Source organism: Phytohabitans houttuyneae, from assembly GCF_011764425.1.
GTDB lineage: Bacteria > Actinomycetota > Actinomycetes > Mycobacteriales > Micromonosporaceae > Phytohabitans > Phytohabitans houttuyneae.
On sequence record NZ_BLPF01000001.1, the window covers coordinates 2,167,090 to 2,190,897 of the forward strand.

2 protein-coding genes and 1 pseudogene (1 of these 3 only partly in view) are annotated in these 23,808 nt (G+C 70.7%); all 3 read right to left on the reverse strand.

Translation table 11 applies throughout. The features are described 5' to 3' along the window. A pseudogene (locus Phou_RS51010) lies at positions 1 to 10,035 on the reverse strand (condensation domain-containing protein). Continuing rightward, positions 9,975 to 14,729 carry a non-ribosomal peptide synthetase gene (locus tag Phou_RS51015; protein WP_218578923.1) on the reverse strand — a complete coding sequence of 1,585 codons (4,755 nt, stop codon included), beginning with the start codon at positions 14,727 to 14,729 and terminating at the stop codon, positions 9,975 to 9,977. Before Phou_RS51015 ends, Phou_RS51010 begins: the two are co-directional and overlap by 61 nt. Next, positions 14,708 to 23,808, reverse strand: the 3' portion of a protein-coding gene (locus Phou_RS09745) for a non-ribosomal peptide synthetase (RefSeq protein ID WP_173055478.1). Its footprint extends 4,759 nt past the window's final position; the window shows 9,101 of its 13,860 coding nt (coding positions 4,760-13,860); the start codon falls outside the window, past its right edge; the stop codon is at positions 14,708 to 14,710. The genes Phou_RS51015 and Phou_RS09745 overlap by 22 nt, the downstream gene beginning before the upstream one ends.

Genomic DNA, 23,808 nt, shown 5'->3' on the forward strand with positions numbered 1-23,808 from the left:
TCATCTGCGCGATGAGGCCGGAGACCGTCGGGGAGGCGAAGATGTTGCGCACCGACAGGGACACTCCCCGCTCCTGGAGCCGCACCACGAGGGTGACCGCGAGCAGTGAGTGGCCGCCGAGCTGGAAGAAGTCGTCGTCCAGCTTGACCGAGGAGACACCGAGCACCTCCGCGAACGCTTCGGAGATCACTTGCTCGAGTGCGGTGGCGGGGCCGCGGCGCTCGCCCGCCACGACATCCGCCGCGCCGGCGTAGTCGGGGGCGGGTAGTGCCTTGCGGTCCAGCTTTCCGTTTGCGGTCAACGGAAGCTGCGGCAGGATGACGACCGCGGCCGGCACCATGTACTCCGGCAACCGCTGCCCGACAAACGCCTTCACATCGGCGTCGGTGAAGCCCGGCTCCTCCACATCCTCCGCGACGACGTAGGCGACAAGCCGCTTGTCACCGGCGGTGTCCTCCCGGGCGATCACCGCCGCCTGGACCACACCCGGCTGGGTACGCAACACCGACTCGATCTCACCCGGCTCGATCCGATAACCCCGGACCTTCACCTGCTCATCGGCCCGGCCAAGGAACACCACGTTTCCATCGCCGGTCCACTTGGCCCGGTCACCGGTCCGATACATCCGCTCACCACTACCGAACGGACACGCCACAAACCGCGAACCCGTCAGCCCGGCCTGACGCACATAGCCACGGGCCACACCGGCACCAGCGACATACAGCTCACCAGGCACACCAACCGGCACCGGGGCCAAGCTGTCGTCGAGGACATAGAGGCGGGTGTTACCGATCGGCGAACCAATCGGGGCCACCGCCCCGTCCAGCGCCTCGACGGTCAGCTGCGTGGTGGCGACACCGATCGTCGTCTCGGTCGGACCGTAGTGGTTGAACACCTTCCGACCATCAGCCGCGGCAACCAGCTCCCGCAGCCAGCCGACCTGGGCCGCTTCACCGCCCAGCACGAGGGACTGGCGGGGCAGGACGCCGGCCATGCCCGCTCCCGCCGACAGTGCGGTCAGGTGGGACGGGACAGCCTTGACGAAGTCGATCTGGTGCTCGGCCAGGTAGTCGGCGACGGCGGCCGGGTCGATCACGGCGTCCTCGTCGAGGATGTGCAGCTGCCCACCGGTCGCCAAGCTGATGAACACCACCGTGTTGCCGAGATCCGTCACCTGCGCTTGCAACAGGGCGTAGCGGGCGTCCTGACCGGTCCACTCCAGACGGTCCGACACGCTCGACACATAGTTCGTCAGCGACCCCTGGGTGACCGCGACACCCTTCGGCGTCCCGGTCGAACCCGAGGTGTAGATGACGTAGGCAAGGTTGCTCGGGTCCGTGCTCACGCCGACCGGGGTGTCCGGGCTCGCGTTGATCATCATCTCCACCAGCGGAGAGTCGATCGCCACCAACCGCACCCGACCCGCCGGCAGATCACCGATCACATCCTCGGTACCCAGCAACATCGTCGCCTTGCTGTCCGACAGCATGTATGCGATCCGGTCCACCGGGAGCGTGGCATCCACCGGCAGATACGCGGCGCCGGCCTTCCACACGGCAAGGATCGCCGTGATCATCTCCACACCACGCGGCATGGACAAACCGACCACCGACTCCGCACCCACACCCTGCTGGCGCAGATAGTGACCGAGCCGGTTCGCCGCCGCGTCCAACTCCCGATAGGTCAGCTCCGTACCGTCGGCGACCACCGCGACCGAGTCCGGGCTCGCCGCCACGCGCTGCTCGAACAGCGCCGTCACCGACTCGTCCGGCACCGCGACCACGGTGTCGTTCCAACCCGTCAGGACGTTGGCCCGCTCCACCTCACCCAGCACATCGATCGCGCGCACCCGTACCTCGGCAGAGGCGGTGACGACGTCGAGCACCCGGACGAGCCAGCCGGCAAACCGCTCCGCCACGACGGCGTCGAACAGGTCGGCGGCCAGGGTGACGACACCTTGGATGCCGGCCGGGCGGCCCTCGGCGTCGAACTCCTCGCCGGCTGACACGTACACGTCGAACTTCGCCGCCGTGTCGACCGCACTGTCCACGCCGGTGTCCGCGGCGGGCGTGCTGCTTCCGGGCCGCAGCCCTGGCAGGTCCACAGTGGCCTGTCCGGCGTTCTGCATGGTGAGCACGACCTGGACCAGCGGGTGACGGGCCAGCGACCGCGCCGGCGCCAGCTCCTCCACGAGCCGCTCGAACGGCACATCCGCGTGCGCGAACGCACCCAGCGTCGCCTCCCGCACCCGGGCCAGCACCTGCCGGAACTCCGGGTCACCCGCCAGGTCCGTGCGGATCACCAGCGTGTTGAGGAAGAACCCGACCAGGTCGTCGAGCGCTTCGTCGGTACGGCCGGCGATCGGCGAACCGATCGGGATGTCGGTACCGGCACCGAGGCGCGAGAGCAGCACCGCCAGCGACGCCTGGAGTGTCATGTACGGCGTGACGCCCTCGGCGCGGGCCATCTCCACGAGCCGCTCGTGGGCTTGCGCTGAGATCTGCCAGTGGACGGTGTGCCCCCGGTGGCTGGCCACCTGGGGACGCGGCCGGTCGTGCGGCAGCGCCAGCTCCTCCGGCAGGTCGGCCAGCGTCTCCCGCCAGTAGCCGATCTGCTGGGCGAGCAGGCTGTCCGGGTCGTTCTCGTCGCCGAGCAGCTCGCGCTGCCACAGGGTGTAGTCGGCGTACTGGACCGGCAGCGGCTCCCACTGGGGTGCCTCGCCGCCGACCCTTGCCGCGTACGCCGTGGAGAGGTCGCGGCTCAGCGGCCCCATCGACCAGCCGTCGCCGGCGATGTGGTGCACGACGAGCACGAGTACCCGCTGGGGTTCGGCGCCGGGCTGGTCGACCTCGGGCTGGAGCAGTGAGGCGCGGATCGGCACGTCCGTGGACAGGTCGAACGCGTACTCGCTGGCCTGCGCGATGACGCCGGGCAGTTCGCCCGCGCCGACCCGGATGACGTCGAGCCGCCAGTCGAGGTCGGCGGGTTCGAGGACGTGCTGGTACGGCTCGCCGTCCACGGACGGGAAGACGGTGCGCAGCGGCTCGTGGCGGGCGATTACGTCGCGCAGGGCCGCGTCCAGCGCCGCCGGGTCGACCTCACCGCCGAGTCGCAGGACGGTGGGGATGTTGTAGGTCGGGCTGGGGCCTTGGAGCTGGGCCAGGAACCAGAGGCGCCGCTGGGCGAACGACAGCGGCACTCGCTCCGGTCGCTGCCCGGCGCGCAGCACCGGCCGGACCCTGCCGGTCTCGGCCTCGGTCAGCCTGGCGGCAAGACCCGCGACCGTCGGGGTCTCGAACAGCACCCGCAGCGGCAGTTCGACGTCGAGCACTGCCCGGATCCGGGAGACGAGCCGCACCGCGAGCAGTGAGTGGCCGCCCAGCGCGAAGAAGCTGTCGTCCACGCCCACCGTGTCGATACCGAGCACCTGTGCGAACGCCGCACACAGCAGCTCTTCCCGCACAGTTGCCGGTCCACGACCGGCACCAGCGGTGTACTCCGGTGCGGGCAGTGCCTTGCGGTCCAGCTTGCCGTTGACGGTCAGCGGCAACTCAGCCAGGGCCACGATCGCAGCCGGCACCATGTACTCCGGCAGCCGCTGCCCGACGAACCCCTTCAACTCCTGCTCGTCAACGCCGCTGCCGACGACATAGGCGACCAGGCGCTTGTCACCGGGCACGTCTTCCCGAGCGATGACGGCGGCCTGGGCCACCCCGGGATGCGTGAGCAGGACGGCTTCGATCTCGCCGGGCTCGATCCGGAACCCGCGGACCTTGACCTGCTCATCCGCCCGGCCCAGGAACACCAGCTGGCCGTCTGGCGTCCACTTGACCCGGTCACCGGTGCGGTACATCCGCTCACCCGCGGCACCGAACGGGCACGCCACGAACCGCTGCCCCGACAGGCCCGCCCGGCCGACATAGCCGCGGGCCACACCCGCACCAGCCACGTACAGCTCACCCGGCACCCCAACCGGCACCGGCGACAGCGCGTCGTCCAGCACATACAGGCGGCCGTTGGCGATCGGCGCACCGATCAACGGGGCATCACCAACGTTGAGCGGCCGGGACATGGAGGCGCAGACCGACACCTCGGTCGGGCCGTAGGCGTTGACGAACCGCCTACCCTGCGCCCACCGGTCCACCAACGCCTGATCCAGCGCTTCACCGGCCGAGACCAGGCTGGTCACGGACGCGAGGTCGTCATCGGCTAGGACGCCTAGGACTGCCGGCGGCAGTGTCACGTGTGAGACGGCGAACTGCGTCAGCACGGTGGCCAGCTCCGAACGCAGCCGCTCGGCCGGGACCATCACCAGCACGGCGCCGGAGCACAGGGCCATCAACAGCTCAGAGACCGCCGCGTCGAAACCAACCGACGCGAACTGCAACACACGCGAGGTCGAGTCGACCTGGAAGTGGGCGATCTGCGCCACCGCCAAGTTGATCGCACCGCGGTGCGGGACGGCGACGCCCTTCGGCGTGCCGGTCGAACCGGACGTGTAGATCACGTAGGCCAGACCTGCCGGGTCCAACATGACGGCCGGGGCGGTCGACGGCTGCGCAGCGATCCGCTGATCGTCCAGGCGCAACACCGGCACGTCATCAGCCGGCACGTCACCGTCGGTCAGGAGCAGACGTGCACTGCTGTCGGCCAGCATGAACGCAACTCGGTCGGCGGGCAGCGACAGGTCCACTGGCAGGTAGGCGGCACCGGCCTTCCACACCGCCAACACCGCAACCACCAGGTCGACGCTGTGATCCAGCGCGACCGCCACCACCGACTCAGACGTGACACCCGACTCGACCAAGCGGTGGGCGAGCTGGTTGGCCCGACCATCCAACTGCCCATACGTCAGCTCGACACCACCGTCACCGACCACCGCGACCGCATCCGGAGCCGCCGCCACACGACCGGCGAACAACTCCAACACCGTCCCGGCCGGCACCGGCGAAGCCGTCTCATTCCAGCCGAACAGCAGCCGCTCACGCTCGGCGGGCTCCAGCACCTGCACGGTGTGAAGGCGGGCTTCCGGCGCGGCGGACACGATGTCGAGGAGCCTCGCCAGCCAGCCGGCGAACCGCTGGGCGGTGGCCGGCTCGAACAGGTCCGCCGCCACCACGACCGAGCCGCGCAGGCCGGCCGGGCGTCCCTGCTCGTCGAACACCTCGCCGATCGCGAAGTCCACATCGAACTTCGCCGCCGTCACGCCACCGTCCACGAAGGACTCGCTGGCGGTGGCGTCCACGACGCGCCGCTCGACGTTCTGCAGGGTGAGGCCGACCTGGAAGAGCGGGTGCCGCGACAGCGACCGGACCGGGGCAAGCTCCTCCACCAGCCGCTCGAACGGCACGTCCTGATGCGCGAACGCACCCAGACTCGCCTCACGCACCCGCGCCAACACCTGCCGGAACTCCGGATCACCCGACAGATCCGTCCGGATCACCAACGTATTGACGAAGAAACCAACCAAATCATCAAGAGCCTCATCGGTACGACCCGCAATCGCCGAACCGATCGAAATGTCATCACCGGCGCCGAGGCGGGACAGCAGCACCGCGATGGCGGCCTGCATCACCATGAACGGTGTCACGCCTTCGGCGCGGGCCAGTTCGGCCAGCCGCTCGTGCACGCCGGCCGGCACGTCCATCGGCGCGATGTACCCGCGGTGTGTGGCGACAGGCGGCCGCGGCCGGTCGAGCGGCAGCGCCAGCTCCTCCGGCGCTCCGGCCAGGGCCTGCCGCCAGAAGCCGACCTGCTTCGACAGCAGGCTCTCCGCGTCGGTCTCGTCGCCGAGCAGGTCACGCTGCCACAGCGCGTAGTCCGCGTACTGCACCGGCAACGGCTCCCACACCGGAGCGGCGCCGTTACGCCGAGCCGCGTACGCCTCCGAGACGTCCCGCCGCAGCGGCCCCATCGACCAGCCGTCGCTCGCGATGTGGTGCACGACAAGCATCAGCAGGTGGTCGTCGGGCCCGAGCGCGAAGAGCCAGCCCCGCACCGGTACCTCGACCGACAGGTCGAAGGCGTGCTCGCTCGCGCGTGCCACGGCGGCGTCGAGGTCGGCGGGCTCGACGCGTTCGACCTGCAGCTGCCAGTCGAGCTCGTCAAGCTCCAGGATCCGCTGGTACGGCTCGCCCTCCCGCGAGGGGAAGACGGTGCGCAGCGACTCGTGGCGGCCGATCACGTCGCGGAGTGCCGCGTCGAGGGCCGTGGTGTTCATCGCACCGCTGAGGCGGACGAGGATCGGGATGTTGTAGGTCGCGCTGGGGCCTTCGAGCTGGGCGAGGAACCACAGCCGCCGTTGCGCGAACGACAGCGGTACGAGCTCCGGCCGCTCTCCCGCCCGCAGCGCCGGACGCGCCTGGTCGGTGTCGGAGGCGGTCAGCAGCGCCGCCAGTCCGGCCGGAGTGGGCGTCTCGAAGAGGGTACGGATCTCGATCTCGACGCCGAGCACCGCCCGGATGCGGGAGGTGAGCCGCACGGCGAGCAGCGAGTGTCCACCGAGGTCGAAGAAGCTGTCGTCGACGCCGACCGAGTCGAGGTCGAGCACCTGCGCGAACGCGGCGCACAGCAGCTCCTCCTGCAGCGTCCCCGCGCGGCGCCCGCTGCCCGCGGTGGGCGCGTAGTCGGGGGCGGGTAGTGCCTTGCGGTCGAGCTTTCCGTTTGCGGTCAACGGAAGCTGCGGCAGGATGACGACCGCGGCCGGCCCCATGTACTCCGGCAGCCGCTGCCCGACAAACGCCTTCACATCGGCGTCGGTGAAGCCCGGCTCCTCCACATCCTCCGGCACCACATAAGCCACCAGCCGCCTGTCCCCGGCGGTGTCCTCCCGGGCGATCACCGCAGCCTGGACCACACCCGGCTGGGTACGCAACACCGACTCGATCTCACCCGGCTCGATCCGGTAACCCCGGACCTTGACCTGCTCATCGGCCCGGCCCAGGAACACGACGTTTCCGTCGCCGGTCCACTTGGCCCGGTCACCGGTCCGGTACATCCGCTCACCACTACCGAACGGACACGCCACAAACCGCGAACCCGTCAGCCCGGCCTGACGCACATAGCCACGGGCCACACCGGCACCGGCGACGTACAGCTCACCGGGCACACCGACCGGGACGGGAGCGAGGTTGTCGTCGAGGACGTACAGGCGGGTGTTACCGATCGGCGAACCGATCGGGGCCACCGCCCCGTCCAGCGCCTCGACGGTCAGCTGCGTGGTGGCGACACCGATCGTGGTCTCGGTCGGGCCGTAGTGGTTGAACACCTTCCGACCATCCGCCGCGGCAACCAGCTCCCGCAGCCAGCCGACCTGGGCCGCTTCACCACCCAACACCAGCGACCGGGCCGGCAGCACCCCTTCCATCCCGGCGCCGGCGGACAGCGCGGCCAGATGCGACGGCACCGCCTTGACAAAGTCGATCCGCTGGTCACTGAGGTAGCTCGCGACCGCCGCCGGATCCACCACGGCGTCCTCGTCGAGGATGTGCAGCTGCCCACCCGTGGCGAGGCTGATGAACACGACCGTGTTGCCGAGGTCGGTCACCTGTGCTTGCAGCAGGGCGTAGCGGCTCGCTTCGCCGGTCCACTCCAGACGGTCGGACACGCTCGACACGTAGTTGGTCAGCGAGCCGTGCGTGACCGCGACACCCTTCGGCGTCCCGGTCGAACCGGACGTGTAGATGACGTAGGCGAGGTTGCCCGCATTCGGCATCACGCCCACCGGGGTGTCCGGGCTCGCGTTGATCATCATCTCCACCAGCGGAGAGTCGATCGCCACCAACCGCACCCGACCCGCCGGCAGATCACCGATCACATCCTCGGTGCCCAGCAACATCGTCGCCTTGCTGTCCGACAACATGAACGCGATCCGGTCCACCGGCAACGTGGCATCCACCGGCAAATAGGCGGCGCCGGCCTTCCACACCGCCAAGATCGCCGTGATCATCTCCACGCCACGCGGCATGGACAAGCCGACCACCGACTCCGCGCCCACACCCTGCTGGCGCAGGTAATGACCGAGCCGGTTCGCCGCCGCGTCCAACTCGCGGTAGGTCAGCTCCGTACCGTCGGCGACCACCGCCACCGCATCCGGGCACGCCGCCACCCGCCGCTCGAACAGCGCCGTCACGGACTCGTCCGGCACCGCCACCACGGTGTCGTTCCAACCCGTCAGGACGTTGGCCCGCTCCACCTCACCCAGCACATCGATCGCGTGTACCCGCGTGTCGACGGAGGTGGTTACCACATCCAGGACGCGGCCGAACCAGCCGGCAAACCGCTCGGCCACCGGGGCCTCGAAGAGGTCCGCGGCGAGGGTGACCACGCCGTGCAGGCCGGATGGGACACCCTCGGGGTCGAACGACTCGTGGACCGAAACCCACACGTCGAACTTCGCCGGGGCCACTGCCTCGCTTTCGAGTGCGGCACCACCGCCGCCGGTGCGGACCTCCGCGAGCTCCACGGCCGCCTCGCCGGCGTTCTGCATGGTGAGCACGACCTGGACCAGCGGGTGACGGGCCAGCGACCGCGCCGGCGCAAGCTCCTCCACGAGCCGCTCGAACGGCACATCCGCATGCGCGAACGCCCCGAGGCTCGCCTCCCGCACCCGGCGCAACACCTGCCGGAACTCCGGGTCACCCGACAGGTCCGTGCGGATCACCAGCGTGTTGAGGAAGAACCCGACCAGGTTGTCCAACGCCTCATCGGTACGGCCGGCGATCGGCGAACCGATCGGGATGTCGGTACCGGCGCCGAGGCGTGAGAGCAGCACCGCCAGGGACGCTTGCAACGCCATGTACGGCGTGACGCCCTCCACCCGCGCCATCTCCACCAGCCGCTGGTGCACCTCGGCCGATACCCGCCACGGCACCGTGTGCCCCGGTGGCTGGCCACCTGCGGGCGCACCCGGTCGTGCGGCAGCGCCAGCTCCTCCGGCAGCCCGGCCAGCGCCTGCCGCCAGTAGCCGATCTGCTCGGCGAGCAGGCTGCTCGGGTCGCCTTCTTCGCCGAGCAGCTCCCGCTGCCACGCGGTGTAGTCGGCGTACTGCACGGGCAGCGGCTCCCACTCCGGGGCTTCACCGTTGCGCCGCGCCGCGTACGCCGTGGAGAGGTCGCGGCTCAGCGGACCCATCGACCAGCCGTCACCCGCGATGTGGTGCACCACGAAGACCAGTACCCGCTGCGGTTCCTCGCCCGGCTGGTCGGCCTCCGGCTGCAGCAGCCACGCCCGGACCGGGATCTGCACCGACAGGTCGAACGCGTACTCCGTCGCCTGCGCCACCACACCGGGGAGGCCGCCGGCGCCGACCCGCACGACCTCCAGGTGCCAGTCCAGCTCCGCCGGGTCCAGGATCCGCTGGTACGGCTCGCCTTCCACCGACGGGAAGACGGTACGCAGCGGCTCGTGCCGGGCGATTACGTCCCGCATGGCCGCGTCCAGTGCCGCCGGGTCCACCTCACCGGCCAGCCGCAGCACGGTCGGGATGTTGTACGTCGCGCTCGGCCCTTCGAGCTGGGCCAGGAACCACAGCCGCCGCTGGGCGAACGACAGCGGCACCCGCTCCGGCCGCTGCCCGGCCCGCAGCACCGGCCGGACCCTGCCGGTCTCGGCCTCGGTCAGCCTGGCGGCAAGACCCGCGACCGTCGGGGTCTCGAACAGCACCCGCAACGGCAGCTCCACATCGAGCACCGCCCGGATCCGCGAGACAAGCCGCACCGCCAGCAGCGAGTGCCCACCCAACGCGAAGAAGCTGTCGTCCACGCCCACCGAGTCGATCCCCAACACCTGCGCGAACGCCGCACACAAAAGCTCTTCCCGCACAGTCGCCGGTCCACGCCCGACACCAGCCGTGAACTCCGGCGCCGGCAACGCCTTGCGGTCCAGCTTCCCGTTGACCGTCAGCGGCAACTCAGCCAGGGCCACGATCGCCGCCGGCACCATGTACTCCGGCAGCCGCTGCCCGACGAACCCCTTCAACACCTGCTCGTCGACACCGCCCACAACATAGGCGACCAGCCGCTTGTCACCGGGCACGTCTTCCCGAGCGATGACAGCAGCCTGAGCGACCCCGGGTGCGTGAGCAGGACGGCCTCGATCTCGCCCGGCTCGATCCGGAAGCCGCGGACCTTGACCTGCTCATCCGCCCGACCCAGGAACACCAGCTGGCCGTCTGGCGTCCACTTGACCCGGTCACCGGTGCGGTACATCCGCTCACCCGCGGCACCGAACGGGCACGCCACGAACCGCTGTGCCGACAGACCAGCCCGGCCGACGTAGCCGCGGGCCACACCGGCACCGGCGACGTACAGCTCACCTGGCACCCCGACCGGGACCGGGGACAGCGCGTCGTCGAGCACGTAGAGGCGGCCGTTGGCGATTGGGGCACCGATCAACGGGGCATCACCAACGTTGAGCGGCCGGGACATGGAGGCGCAGACCGACACCTCGGTCGGGCCGTAGGCGTTGATGAACCGTCTACCGGACGCCCACCGGTCCACCAGCGCCTGATCCAGCGCTTCACCGGCCGAGACCAGGGTGGTCACGGACGCGAGGTCGTCATCGGCTAGGACGCCTAGGACTGCCGGCGGCAGTGTCACGTGTGAGACGGCGAACTGCGTCAGCACGGAGGCCAGCTCCGAACGCAGCCGCTCGGCCGGGACCATCACCAGCACGGCGCCGGAGCACAACGCCATCAACAGCTCCGAGACCGCCGCATCGAAACCAACCGACGCGAACTGCAACACACGCGAGGTCGACTCGACCTGGAAGTGAGCAATCTGCGCCACCGCCAAGTTGATCGCACCGCGGTGCGGGACGGCGACACCCTTCGGCGTGCCCGTCGAACCGGACGTGTAGATCACATACGCCAGACCAGCCGGGTTCAGCGTTACGGCCGGGGCGGTCGACGGCTGCGCGGCGATCCGCTGATCGTCCAGGCGCAACACCGGCACGTCATCAGCCGGCACGTCACCGTCGGTCAGGAGCAGACGTGCACTGCTGTCGGCCAGCATGAACGCAACTCGGTCGGCGGGCAGCGACAGGTCCACCGGCAGATAGGCGGCACCGGCTTTCCACACCGCCAACACCGCAACCACCAGGTCGACGCTGTGATCCAGCGCGACCGCCACCACCGACTCTGCAGTGACACCCGACTCGACCAAGCGGTGGCCGAGCTGGTTGGCCCGACCATCCAACTGCGCATACGTCAGCTCGACACCGCCGTCACCAACAACCGCGACCGCATCCGGAGCCACCGCCACCCGACCGGCGAACAACTCCAACACCGACCCAGCCGGCACCGGCGAACCCGTCTCATTCCAGCCGACCAGCAGCCGCTCACGCTCAGCGGCCTCGACGAGCTGCACCGCCTGCAGCCGGGCCGCGGGGTTGGTCAGCACCAGCTCGAGCACCCGCACGAGCCAGCCCGCGAACCGCCGCGCGGTGGCCGGCTCGAACAGGTCCGCCGCCACCACGACCGAGCCGCGCAGGCCGGCCGGGCGCCCCTCGCTGTCGAACACCTCTCCCACGGTGAAGTCCACATCGAACTTCGCCGCGGCCGCGCCACCATCCATGAGGGACTGCGACGTGGCGGGGTCCACGACACGCTGCTCGACGTTCTGCAGGGTGAGGCCGACCTGGAAGAGCGGGTGCCGCGACAGCGACCGGACCGGGGCAAGCTCCTCCACCAGCCGCTCGAACGGCACGTCCTGATGCGCGAACGCACCCAGACTCGCCTCACGCACCCGACCCAACACCTGCCGGAACTCCGGATCACCCGACAGATCCGTCCGGATCACCAACGTATTGACGAAGAAACCAACCAAATCATCAAGAGCCTCGTCAGTACGACCCGCAATCGCCGAACCGATCGAAATGTCATCACCGGCGCCGAGGCGGGAAAGCAGCACCGCCACCGCGGCCTGCAACACCATGAACGGTGTCGCACCCTCGGCGCGGGCCAGCCCCACCAGCCGCTCGTGCAGCTCGGCCGGCACATCGAGCGACGCGAGGTGGCCACGGTGGGTCGCCACCGCCGGTCGCGGCCGGTCGAGCGGCAGCGCCAGCTCCTCCGGCGCGCCCGCGAGCGCCTCCCGCCAGAAGCCGACCTGGCCGGCGAGCAGGCTCCCCGGGTCGGCCTCGTCGCCGAGCAGGTCACGCTGCCACAGCGCGTAGTCCGCGTACTGCACCGGCAACGGCTCCCACACCGGAGCGGCGCCGTTACGCCGAGCCGCGTACGCCTCCGACACATCGCGGCGCAGCGGACCCATCGACCAGCCGTCACCGGCGATGTGGTGCACCACAAGTACCAGGACGTGGTCATCCGGCGCCAGCGCGAACAGCCAGCCGCGCACCGGCGCTTCGGTCGCCAGGTCGAACGCGTACGCCTCGGCGCCCGCAACGGCGGCGGGCAGCTCGTCGGCGGTGACGGACGTGGCCTGCAGGCTCCACTCCAGCTCCGCCGGGTCGAGGATCCGCTGGTACGGCTCGCCGTCCACCGACGGGAACACGGTGCGCAGCGACTCGTGCCGCGCGATCACGTCGCGCAGCGCGGCGTCGAGGGCGGCGACGTTCAGGTTGCCGTCGAGGCGGACCATCATCGGGATGTTGTAGGTGGGGCTGGGTCCTTCGAGCTGGGCGAGGAACCACAGCCGCCGCTGGGCGTACGACAGCGGTACCCGCTCGGGACGCGCACCGGCCCGCAGCACCGGGCGCGGCTCGTCGCCCTCGGGCCCGGCGAGCCGGGCGGCGAGGCTCGCCACGGTCGGCGCCTCGAACAGCACCCGCAGCGGCACGTCGACGTCCAGCACCGCCCGGATCCGGGAGCTGAGCCGGACGGCCAGCAGCGAGTGTCCACCCAGGTCGAAGAAGCTGTCGTCGACGCCGACCGACTCCAGGCCGAGCACCTGGGCGAACGCCGCACAGAGGATCTCTTCCCGCGCGGTGGCGGGTCGCCGGCCGGTGCCGGCGTTGGCGGCGTAGTCGGGGGCGGGTAGTGCCTTGCGGTCCAGCTTCCCGTTCACCGTCAACGGGATCTTGTCCAGCGTCACCACCGCCGACGGGACCATGTACTCCGGCAGCCGCTGACCGGCGAACGCCTTCAACTCCGACTCACCCACACCACCCACGATGTAGGCGACCAGCCGCTTGTCCCCCGGGCTGTCTTCCCGAGCAACCACAGCCGCCTGAGCAACCTGCGGATGGGTCAGCAGCACCGCGGCGATCTCACCCGGCTCGATCCGGAACCCGCGAACCTTGACCTGCTCATCCGCCCGACCCAGAAACACCAACCGCCCATCCGGCGACCACCTCGCCAGATCACCCGACCGGTACATCCGCCCACCCGCACCCGCGAACGGGCAGGCCACAAACCGCGACGCCGTCAAACCAGCCCGACCCACATAACCCCGAGCCACACCATGACCAGCCACATAAATCTCACCCGGCACCCCAACCGGCACCGGCGTCAGCGACTCATCCAGCAGGAACACCGACCAACCAGGAATACCCCGACCGACCACACTGCCCCGATCCGCAGGCGTCACATCCCACGCCGTCGTGTGCACCGTGGTCTCGGTAATCCCGTACATGTTCACCAGACGCGGCCCACCACTACCGGCCCGCTCCCACCAGCCAGCCAACCGCACCGGGTCCAGCGCCTCACCACCGAACACCATCAGCCGCAGCGAACCCGGCCCGAAGCCGTCCACCGCCAACAGCTGGTACAGAGCCGACGGGGTTTGGCTCAACACCGTCACCCGCTCCCGAACGAGTAGTTCCACAAACTCCCGCGGTGACCGCGACACCGCATGGGAGACGACGACCACACGAGCGCCGTGCGCCAGGGCGCCCCACAACTCCCACACGGAGAAGTCGAACGCGAACGAGTGGAAACACGTCCACACATCATCCGCACCCAGCTCAAACAACTCATCCGTCGAAGCAAACAAACCCACCAGGCTGCGGTGACTAACCCCCACACCCTTCGGCCGACCCGTCGAACCCGACGTGTAGATCACATACGCCAACTGATCCGGCAACCCGACCGCGGGCAGACTCGTGGCGTCCAACACAGACAGCTCCGCTGTCACCGACGGGTCGTCCAGCACGACCAGCGGCAACCCCGCCGAAGCCACCACCGGCACATGCACCGACGTCGTGACAATCCCGGCCGCCGCCGCATCACCCAGCACGAACGCGACACGGTCGGCAGGCGTCGCGGGGTCGATCGGCAGATACGCGGCACCAGACTTCAACACCGCCAACAACGCCACCACCAGATCCGCGCCACGATCCATCACCACCGCAACACGCGACTCCACACCAACCCCGACACCCCGAAGGAGACGAGCCAAACGGTTCGCCCGCGCATCCAACTCGCCATACGACAGCCGCACGTCCTCGAAGACCACCGCCACCGCATCCGGAGCCGCCTCCACACGCTCAGCGAACAACTCCACGAACGTCACATCCGGAACCACCACCGAAACGTCATTCCAACCACGCACCACCCGATCCCGCTCACCAACCTCCAGCACACCCACCGCATGCAGGCGGGTGTCGGGAGCGGCGGTCACCGCGTCGAGGGTCGTGGTGAACCAGCGCGCGAACCGTTCCGCCGTGGTCGCCTCGAACAGGTCGGCCGCGGCGACCAGCGAGCCGCGCAGGCCGGCGGGGTTGCCCTCGGCGTCGAACAGCTCGCCGACCATCACGTCCAGGTCGCACCGCACCGCGGTCGTGACCGGGTCGGGGCGAGCCGGATCGATCCGGTGTCCGAGGGCTGTGCCTCGGCGCGGTCGATGTTCTGCAGGGTCAGGACGACCTGGAAGAGCGGGTGCCGCGCGAGGGAGCGGGCGGGTGCCAGCTCCTCGACGAGGCGTTCGAAGGGCACGTCCTGGTGCGCGAACGCGCCCAGGCTCGCCTCACGCACCCGACCCAACACCTGACGGAAGCCGGGATCACCCGACAGGTCCGTCCGCACCACCAACGTGTTGACAAAAAACCCAACAAGATCATCCAAAGCCTCATCGGTACGACCGGCAACCGCCGCACCAATCGGCACATCCACACCCGCACCAACCCGCGACAGCGTCACCGCCAAAGCCGCCTGCAACACCATGAACGGCGTCACGCCCTCGGCCCGCGCCACGTCCGCCAGGCGCTGGTGCACGGCGGCGGGCACCTGGAACTGCACCCGGTGGCCGCGGTAGGTGGCCACGGCCGGGCGGGGCGTGTCGTGCGGGAGCGGCAGCTCGTCGGGGATGCCGGCGAGCGCTTGGCGCCAGTAGCCCACCTGCGCGGCGAGCAGGCTGTCCGGGTCACTCTCGTCACCGAGCAGCTCACGCTGCCACAGCGCGTAGTCCGCGTACTGCACGGGCAGCGGCTCCCAGTCGGGTGCCTTGCCGGCGGCGCGGGCCGTGTACGCGGCGGAGAGGTCGCGGCTCAGCGGGCCGTCCGACCAGCCGTCCGTCGCGACGTGGTGCACGACGAGCACCAGCACGTGCTCGTTGTCGCCGGTCTGGAAGAGGCTGGCCCGGATCGGCACGTCCACCGCCAGGTCGAACGCGTGCCGTGTCGCCGCGCCGATGGCCTCGTCGAGCTCGCCCGCGCCGATCCGTACGACCTGAAGCCGCCAGTCCAGCTCGGCGGGGTCGAGGATCCGCTGGTACGGCTCGCCGTCCACGGACGGGAAGACGGTGCGCAGCGGCTCGTGGCGGGCGATGACGTCCCGCAGCGCCGCGTCGAGCGCCGTCGTGTCGAGGTTGCCGGCAAACCGCAGTACCGTCGGAAGGTTGTAGTTGGCACTGGGGCCTTCGAGCTGGGCCAGGAACCAGAGCCGGCGCTGGGCGAACGACAGCGGTACCCGCTCGGGCCGGTCCGCCGCGCGCAGCACCGGCCGCGCGCGGTCGGTGCCGTCACCGGCCAGCCGGGCGGCGAGGCCGGCGACGGTGGGTGCCTCGAAGAGCACCCGCAGCGGCACCTCCGTCCCGAGCACCGCCCGGATCCGGGAGATCAGCCGCATCGCCAGCAGCGAGTGCCCGCCGAGCGCGAAGAAGCTGTCGTCGACGCCGACCGTGTCGATGCCCAGCACCTGGGCGAACGCGGCGCACAGCAGCTCTTCCCGCACGGTGGCGGGTGCCCGGCCGGCGCCCGCGGTGTACTCCGGCGCGGGCAGCGCCCTGCGGTCCAGCTTGCCGTTCGCCGTCAGCGGCAGCTTGGGGAGCCGCACGATCGCGGACGGCACCATGTACTGCGGCAGCCGGTGACCGGCGAAGAGCTTCAGCTCCTGCTCGCCGGTGCCTTCGGCGGCTACGACGTACGCGACGAGCCGCTTGTCACCCGGGGTGTCCTCCCGCACGATCACGGCCGCCTGCGTGACGTCGCGGTGCCCGACCAGGACCGCTTCGACCTCACCGGGCTCGATCCGGAACCCGCGGATCTTGACCTGCTCGTCCACCCGGCCCAGGAACGACAGCTGCCCGTCGGCGGTCCACTTGACCAGGTCGCCGGTGCGGTACATCCGCTCGCCGGGTGAGCCGAAGGGGCATGCCACGAAGCGCTGCCCGGTCAGTGCCGCCCGGCCCACGTAGCCGCGGGACACGCCCGTGCCGGCCACGTACAGCTCGCCCGGCACACCGATCGGCACCGGGGACAGGGTGTCGTCCAGGACGAAGACGCGCGTGTTCCGCAACGGGCGCCCCACGAGCGGGGCGGTTCCGTCGATCCGCGCGGTGAGTGTGTCCACAGTGCACTCGGTGGGTCCGTAGAGGTTGAACCCGATCGTGTCCGCCGCGGTGGCCAGCTCCCGCCACAGCGGCTCCTCGATCGCCTCGCCGCCGATCACGATCAGGCGGGGGCGATGCCGCAGGTCGGTCAACAGGCCCTCGGGGAACAGCTGCTGCGCGTACGACGGCGTCACGTTCATGAAGTCGATCTGGTTTTCGACCACGTAGTCGGCGAACGCGCGCGGGTCCAACCGGACCGCGTCGTCAAGCACGTGCACCTCGTGGCCGTCGCCGAGCAGCAGCAGCGCTTCCAGCGACGTGTCGAACGAGAGCGAGGCGCTGAACGCCGCCCGCATGCGCGAACCCGCCGCCGCGGCCACGTACTCGCCGCGGTGGTGCAGGAACATGTTCAGCACGCCCTGGTGCTCCACCAGCACGCCCTTGGGCGCGCCGGTCGAGCCCGACGTGTAGAGCACGTATGCCGGGCACCGCCCGGTGAGCGGGGCCGCACGCTCCACATCGGACACGTCGGCCGGCGACTCGGTCGCCAGCATCGCCGCCGTCCGCGCCGTGTCGAGCAGCAGGCACTCGGTACCGCCGATGCTGTCCACCGCGGCGTGAACGTTGGCGCTCTCGGCCGTGGTCAGCACCATCACCGGAGCGGCGTCGCCCAGCAGGAACTCGATCCGGCCCTGCGGCAGCGCGGGGTCGACCGGCAGGTACGCGCCGCCGGCCTTCCACACGGCCAGCAGCGCGACCACCATGTCGGCCGAGCGCGGCAGCGCGAGCGCCACCACCGACTCCGGACCGACCCCACGACCGATGAGGTACCTGGCGAGCCGGTTCGCCGCCGCGTTGACCTCGGTGTAGGTGCCGCGGTAGGTGTTGCCGAACGCCAGGGCGGTCGCGCCGGGGGAACGCCGTACCTGCTCCTCGAACAGCACCGGGAACGTGGTGTCCGGCAGCGCGACCGACGTGTCGTTCCACATGTGCAGGAGGCGGACCCGGGTGGCGATGTCGAGCACGTCGAGCTTGGACAGCTTGACGTCGCTTCCGCGGTCGAGGCTGGCGCTCAGCGCCGCGACGACGCTTTCCACGGCGGTGCTCAGCAGCTGGCCGACCGCGTACGGGTCGACCGTCTTCGTCACCTCGATGCTGAGGCTCATCCCCGCGTCGCCAAGGTCGTTGACGGCGACGTTGAGGGGGTAGTTGGTCCGTTCCCGGGTCAGGGCCTTCCGCGCGTCCGGCTCGCCGTCGATCGGGCGTGCCGCGGCGCCGGTGATGTGGCGGTAGTTGAACAGCGACGTGAACAGCGGCGCGTTGTCGGCGATCCCGCTCGCCTGCTGCGCCACGACCAGCGGTGCGTGCTCGTGCTCCAGCAGTGCGGCGAGCTGCTCGCGCATCGCGTCGACGGCGGCGCGCACGCTGATCCCGCGGGTACGCATCCGCACCGGCAGCGTGTTGATGAAGGGGCCGAGCACCCGGTCGGCGCCGGCGCCGGCGTTCATCCGGCCGAACAGCACCGTGCCGAAGACCACGTCGTCCCGGCCGGACACGGTGGCCAGGACGCGTGCCCACGCCACGTGCATCAGCGTCGCCGGGGTCACGGCGAGGCGCCGCGCCACGGTACGCAGCGCGGTCACCAGCTCGGCGTCCAGCGGCACCATGCCGGACACCGCGTCGGCGCCGTCGCCGTGCACGTCGAGCAGCCCGAACGGCGCGGTCGGCTCGGTCACGTCGCCGAGCAGCTCGGTGAAGAAGCGGGTGTGCTCCTCGCGCGGGATCGCCCGGGCCTGCGCCACGAAGTTGCGGAACGGTAGCGCGGGCGCGAGGGCGGCTGTGTCGCCGGTCAGCACGGCACGCAGTTCCTTCAGCAGCTCGTCCATGCCGACGTGGTCCTGCACGAGGTGGTGCATGCGCAGCAGCCCGAGCCAGCGCCCGTCGCCGGTGGACGTCACGTGCAGGTCCATCAGCGGAGCCCGACCCAGGTCGAGCCGGGTACCGACCTCGGTCAGCAGCACCTCGGCGAGGTCCTTGCCGGCGACCCGGTCCAGCGCGTGCTCGACGACGGGGAGCGTGGCCCGCCGCCACACCACCTGTACCGGCTCGGCCAGCCCGTCCCACACCACCGAGGTCCGGTAGATGTCGTGCCGGTCCACGACCTGCTGCAGGGCACCCGCGAACTCGTCCAGCCGCTCCCGCGAGCTGAACTCCACAAGCCGCAGCAGCACGTAGGCGTCGTCGGACCCGCCGGCGAGTACGTGGTGGAAGAGCAGGCCTTCCTGCAGTGGTGCGAGCGGGTACACGTCGGCGACGTTCGCGGCGCCACCGTCCACTGTGGCGACGATCCGCTGTACCTCGGCGTCGGTCAGCTCGACAAGGGGGAGCATCGCGGCGGTGATTTCCCGCGCGCCGTCCGGGACCAGGTTGGGCGGCACGGACGCCGCCGCTCCCGTCGAGGCCGCTACCGCCAGACCGGCCGGCGTCGGCGCTTCGAACAGCGCCCGCACCGACACCCGGAAGCCCTTCGCGCGCAGGCGCTCCACAAGGGACACCGCGAGCAGGGAGTGGCCGCCGAGGGCGAAGAAGCTGTCGTCGACACCCACCGCGTCGACGCCCAGCACCTGCGCGAACGCGGCACACAACAACTCTTCCTGCACCGTCGCCGGCGCCCGACCCGCACCACCGGCGAACTCCGGTGCCGGCAGCGCCCCACGGTCCAGCTTCCCGTTCACCGTCAGCGGGATCTCGTCCAACGTGACCACCGCGGCCGGGACCATGTACTCCGGCAGCCGCGAACTCGCGAACGCCTTCAACTCCCGCTCGTCGACACCGTCACCCACCACATAGGCGACCAGCCGCTCCTCACGCACGATCACCGCCGCCTGAGCGACACTGCCGTGCCCGAGCAGGACAGCCTCAACCTCACCCGGCTCGATCCGGAAACCACGAATCTTGACCTGCTCATCCGCCCGGCCGACGAACACCAACTGCCCATCAGCCGCCCACTTGACCAGATCACCGGTCCGGTACATCCGCCCACCACTGCCGAACGGGCACGCCACAAACCGCTCCGCACTCAACCCCGGCCGGCCAACGTAGCCACGGGCCAGGCCAGCACCAGCCACATACAGCTCACCCGGCACACCCACCGGCACCGGCGACAAGCCGCCATCCAGCACGAACAGGCGGGTGTTCGCGATCGGCCGGCCAAACGGCACCACACCAGCCAGATCCGGGTCGACCTGCTCCGCCGCGACCATCACCGTCGCCTCGGTCGGACCGTAGGTGTTCACGAGCCGGCGGCCGGCGGCCCACGCCCGGGCCAACGGCTCACTGATCGCCTCGGCACCCACCAACACCGTCCCCAGCTCCGGGAACTGCGCCGGGTCCAACACCCCCAGCAGGGACGGCACCACACTGGCCGCCTGGATGGGCAGCTCCCGCAACAAGCCCGGCTCAGAACGCTGCCGATCCGACGCCACCACCAACGTCGCGCCACTGCACAACGCCACCGCAACGTCCAACACCGAGGCGTCGAAGCTGAACGACGCGAACTGCAACACACCCACACCAGGGGCGGCACCCATCACCGGGCCGAAGACGGAGACAAGGTTCGACAACGAACCATGCGCCACCGCAACACCCTTGGGCCGACCCGTCGAACCCGACGTGTAAATCACGTACGCCAAGCTGGCCCGATCAATCGCCACCGCCGGCGCGAGGTCCGGGCCGGCGGCCGGCAGATCGAGGTCATCGGCGGTCAGGACCAGGTGGGCGCCGCTGTCGGCGGTGATGAAGGCGATCCGGTCGGCGGGCAACTGCGGGTCGATCGGCACATAGGCCGCCCCCGCCTTCCACACGCCGACGATCGCCGCGACCATCTCCACGCCGCGCGGCAGGCGGAGCCCGACCACTGACTCCGCGCCCACACCCTGCCGCCGCAGAGACCAGGCCAACCGGTTCGCGCGGGCGTCCAGCTCCGCGTAGGTCAGCTCCACACCATCGGCCACCACCGCGACCGCATCCGGCGAGGACGCCACGCGCTGCGCGAACAGCTCCACCACCGAGACATCCGGTACCGGCATCGCGGTGTCATTCCAGGTACGCACCACAAGGTCGCGGGAGTCCGTGTCCAGCACGTCGATCGCGTGCAGCCGCGTCGCCGCGGACCCTGTCGCCACCGCGAGGACCCGCGCGAGCCAGCCGGCGAACCGCTGTGCGGCCGGCTCGTCGAACAGGTCGGCGGCGACCGTCACGGAGCCGCGCAGCCCGGCCGGGCGGCCCTGCTCGTCGAACACCTCGCCGACGAGCACATCCAGGTCCCACTTCGCCACGACGGCCGAAGCCGGGCCGCCGGTGGCGACGTCGGCGCCGGCCAGCTCCAGCGCGCCGCCGCGGGTGAGGTTCTGGAGGGTGAGCATCACCTGGAAGAGCGGGTGGCGGGACAGTGACCGGGTCGGTGCGAGCTCCTCCACCAGGCGCTCGAACGGCACGTCCTGGTGCGCCAGCGCGCCCAGGCTCGCCTCGCGGACGCGGCCCAGCACCTGCCGGAACTCGGGGTCGCCGGACAGGTCGGTGCGGATCACGAGCGTGTTGACGAAGAAGCCGACGAGGTCGTCCATGGCTTCGTCGGTACGGCCCGCGATGGCCGAGCCGATCGGGATGTCGGTACCGGCACCGAGCCGGGACAGCAGCACCGCGAGCGCGGCCTGCAGCACCATGAACGGCGTGACGCCCTCGGCCTGCGCCAGCTCCACGAGGCGCTGGTGAACGTCGGCCGGCACGTGCAGCGGCGCCCGGTGACCGGCGTGCCCGGCCACGGCTGGGCGCGGCCGATCCGTGGGCAGCGCCAGCTCCTCCGGCGCGCCGGCGAGCGCCTGCCGCCAGTAGCCGATCTGTGTCGAGAGCAGGCTGCGCCGGTCGTTTTCGGCGCCGAGCAGCTCCCGCTGCCACAGCGCGAAGTCGGCGTACTGGACGGGCAGCGGCTCCCATGCCGGCGCCTGGCCTTGGACGCGCGCGGCGTACGCGGCGGACAGATCCCGGGTGAACGGGGCCATCGACCAGCCGTCGCTGGCGATGTGGTGCACGACCACGACGAGCACGTGGCCGTCCGGGGTATCGAACAGCCAGGCCCGGATCGGCACCTCGACCGCCAGGTCGAACGCGTACCGGGTCGCCCGCTCCACGCTCTCGCGCAGCTCCGCGGCCGGGACGCTCGCGACCGAAAGGCCCCAGTCCAGCTCGGCCGGGTCGAGGATCCGCTGGTACGGCTCGCCGTCGGCGACGGCGAAGACGGTACGCAGTGTCTCGTGCCGGCCGATCACGTCGCGCAGTGCCGCGTCCAGGGCAGCGGCGTCGACGTCGCCGGCCATCCGCACGACGGTCGGCAGGTTGTACGTGGCGCTCGGCCCTTCGAGCTGCGCCAGGAACCACAGCCGCCGCTGGGCGAACGACAGCGGTACCCGCGTGGGCCGCTCGCCGGCGCGCAGGACCGGACGCCGCCGGTCCGCCTGCTCCCCCGCGGCGATCCGGGCCGCGAGGCCGGCGACCGTCGGCGTCTCGAAGAGCACCCGCAGTGGCAGCTCGACATCGAGCACCGCCCGTACGCGGGAGATCAGCCGCACGGCGAGCAGCGAGTGCCCGCCGAGTGCGAAGAAGTTGTCGTCCACACCGACCGACTCCAGCCCCAGCACCTGCGCGAACGCGGCACACAGCTGCTCTTCCCGGTCGGTGGCGGGTGCCCGGCCGGCGCCGGCGGTGTACTCCGGTGCGGGCAGCGCCTTGCGGTCCAGCTTCCCGTTCACCGTCAGCGGCAGGTCGGGCAGTGTCACGACGGCCGAGGGCACCATGTACCCGGGCAGCCGCTCCGCCGCGAACGCGAGCAGGTCGGGGGTGTCGACCCCGGCCGCGGCGGCCACGACGTACGCGACGAGCCGCTTGTCACCGGGCGTGTCCTCCCGGGCGACGACCGCGGCCTGCGCGACCTCGGGGTGGGCGAGCAGGACGGCCTCGACCTCGCCCGGCTCGATCCGGAACCCGCGGATCTTCACCTGCTCGTCGGCCCGGCCCAGGAACACCAGCCGGCCGTCGCCGGTCCAGCGGACCATGTCGCCGGTGCGGTACATGCGCTCGCCGGAGCCGAACGGGCAGGCCACGAACCGGGACCCGGTCAAGCCGGCACGTCCGGCATAGCCGCGCGCCACGCCGGATCCCGCGACGTACAGCTCGCCGGCGACCCCGACCGGCACGGGGGCGAGGCCACCGTCGAGGACGTACGCGCGGGTGTTGGCCAGCGGGCGGCCGACCGTCGGCTGGTCGAGCACGGACACCTGGCAGGAGAGCGTGTCGATCGTGGTCTCGGTGGGGCCGTAGAAGTTGTAGCTGGCGGTGTCCGTCGCGGCGGCCAGCTCCTGCCAGAGCGGCTCCCCCATCGCCTCGCCACCGAGCATGAGGACCTTCGGCCGGTGCCGCTGGTCGGTCAGCAGCCCGAGCGGGAGCAACTGCTGCACGTACGACGGCGTCAGGTCGAGGAAGTCCACCCGCTTGTCGGCGACGTACTCGACGAGCGCGCTCGGGTCGACGCGGGTCTCGTCGTCGAGCACGTGCAGCTCGTGACCGTCGGCCAGCAGCAGCACGCCTTCCAGCGACGTGTCGAAGGAGAACGCCGCGCTCAGGGCGACCCGCAGCTGCCCGCCGCCCGCGTCGGCGACGAAGCCGGCCCGGTGGTTGGACAGCAGGTTGACCATGTTGCGGTGTTCGACCAGGACGCCCTTCGGCGCGCCGGTCGAGCCCGACGTGTAGATCACGTAGGCGGCGTTGTCCGCGCGCAGCGCCCCGCTGCGGTCGGCGTCGCTGAGGTCGGCGCCGGATGCCTGTTCCAGCAGCTCAGCGGTGTCCGCGGCGTCGAGGACGAGGTGAGCGACGCCGTTGGGCAGCACGGCGTCCCGGGTGGTTACGACAAGTGCGGGCGCGGCGTCGTTGAGCAGAAACTCGACGCGCCCAGCGGGCAGGCTCGGGTCGACGGGCAGGTACACGCCACCCGCCTTCCACACCGCGAGGATCGCGACCACCATGTCGGCGG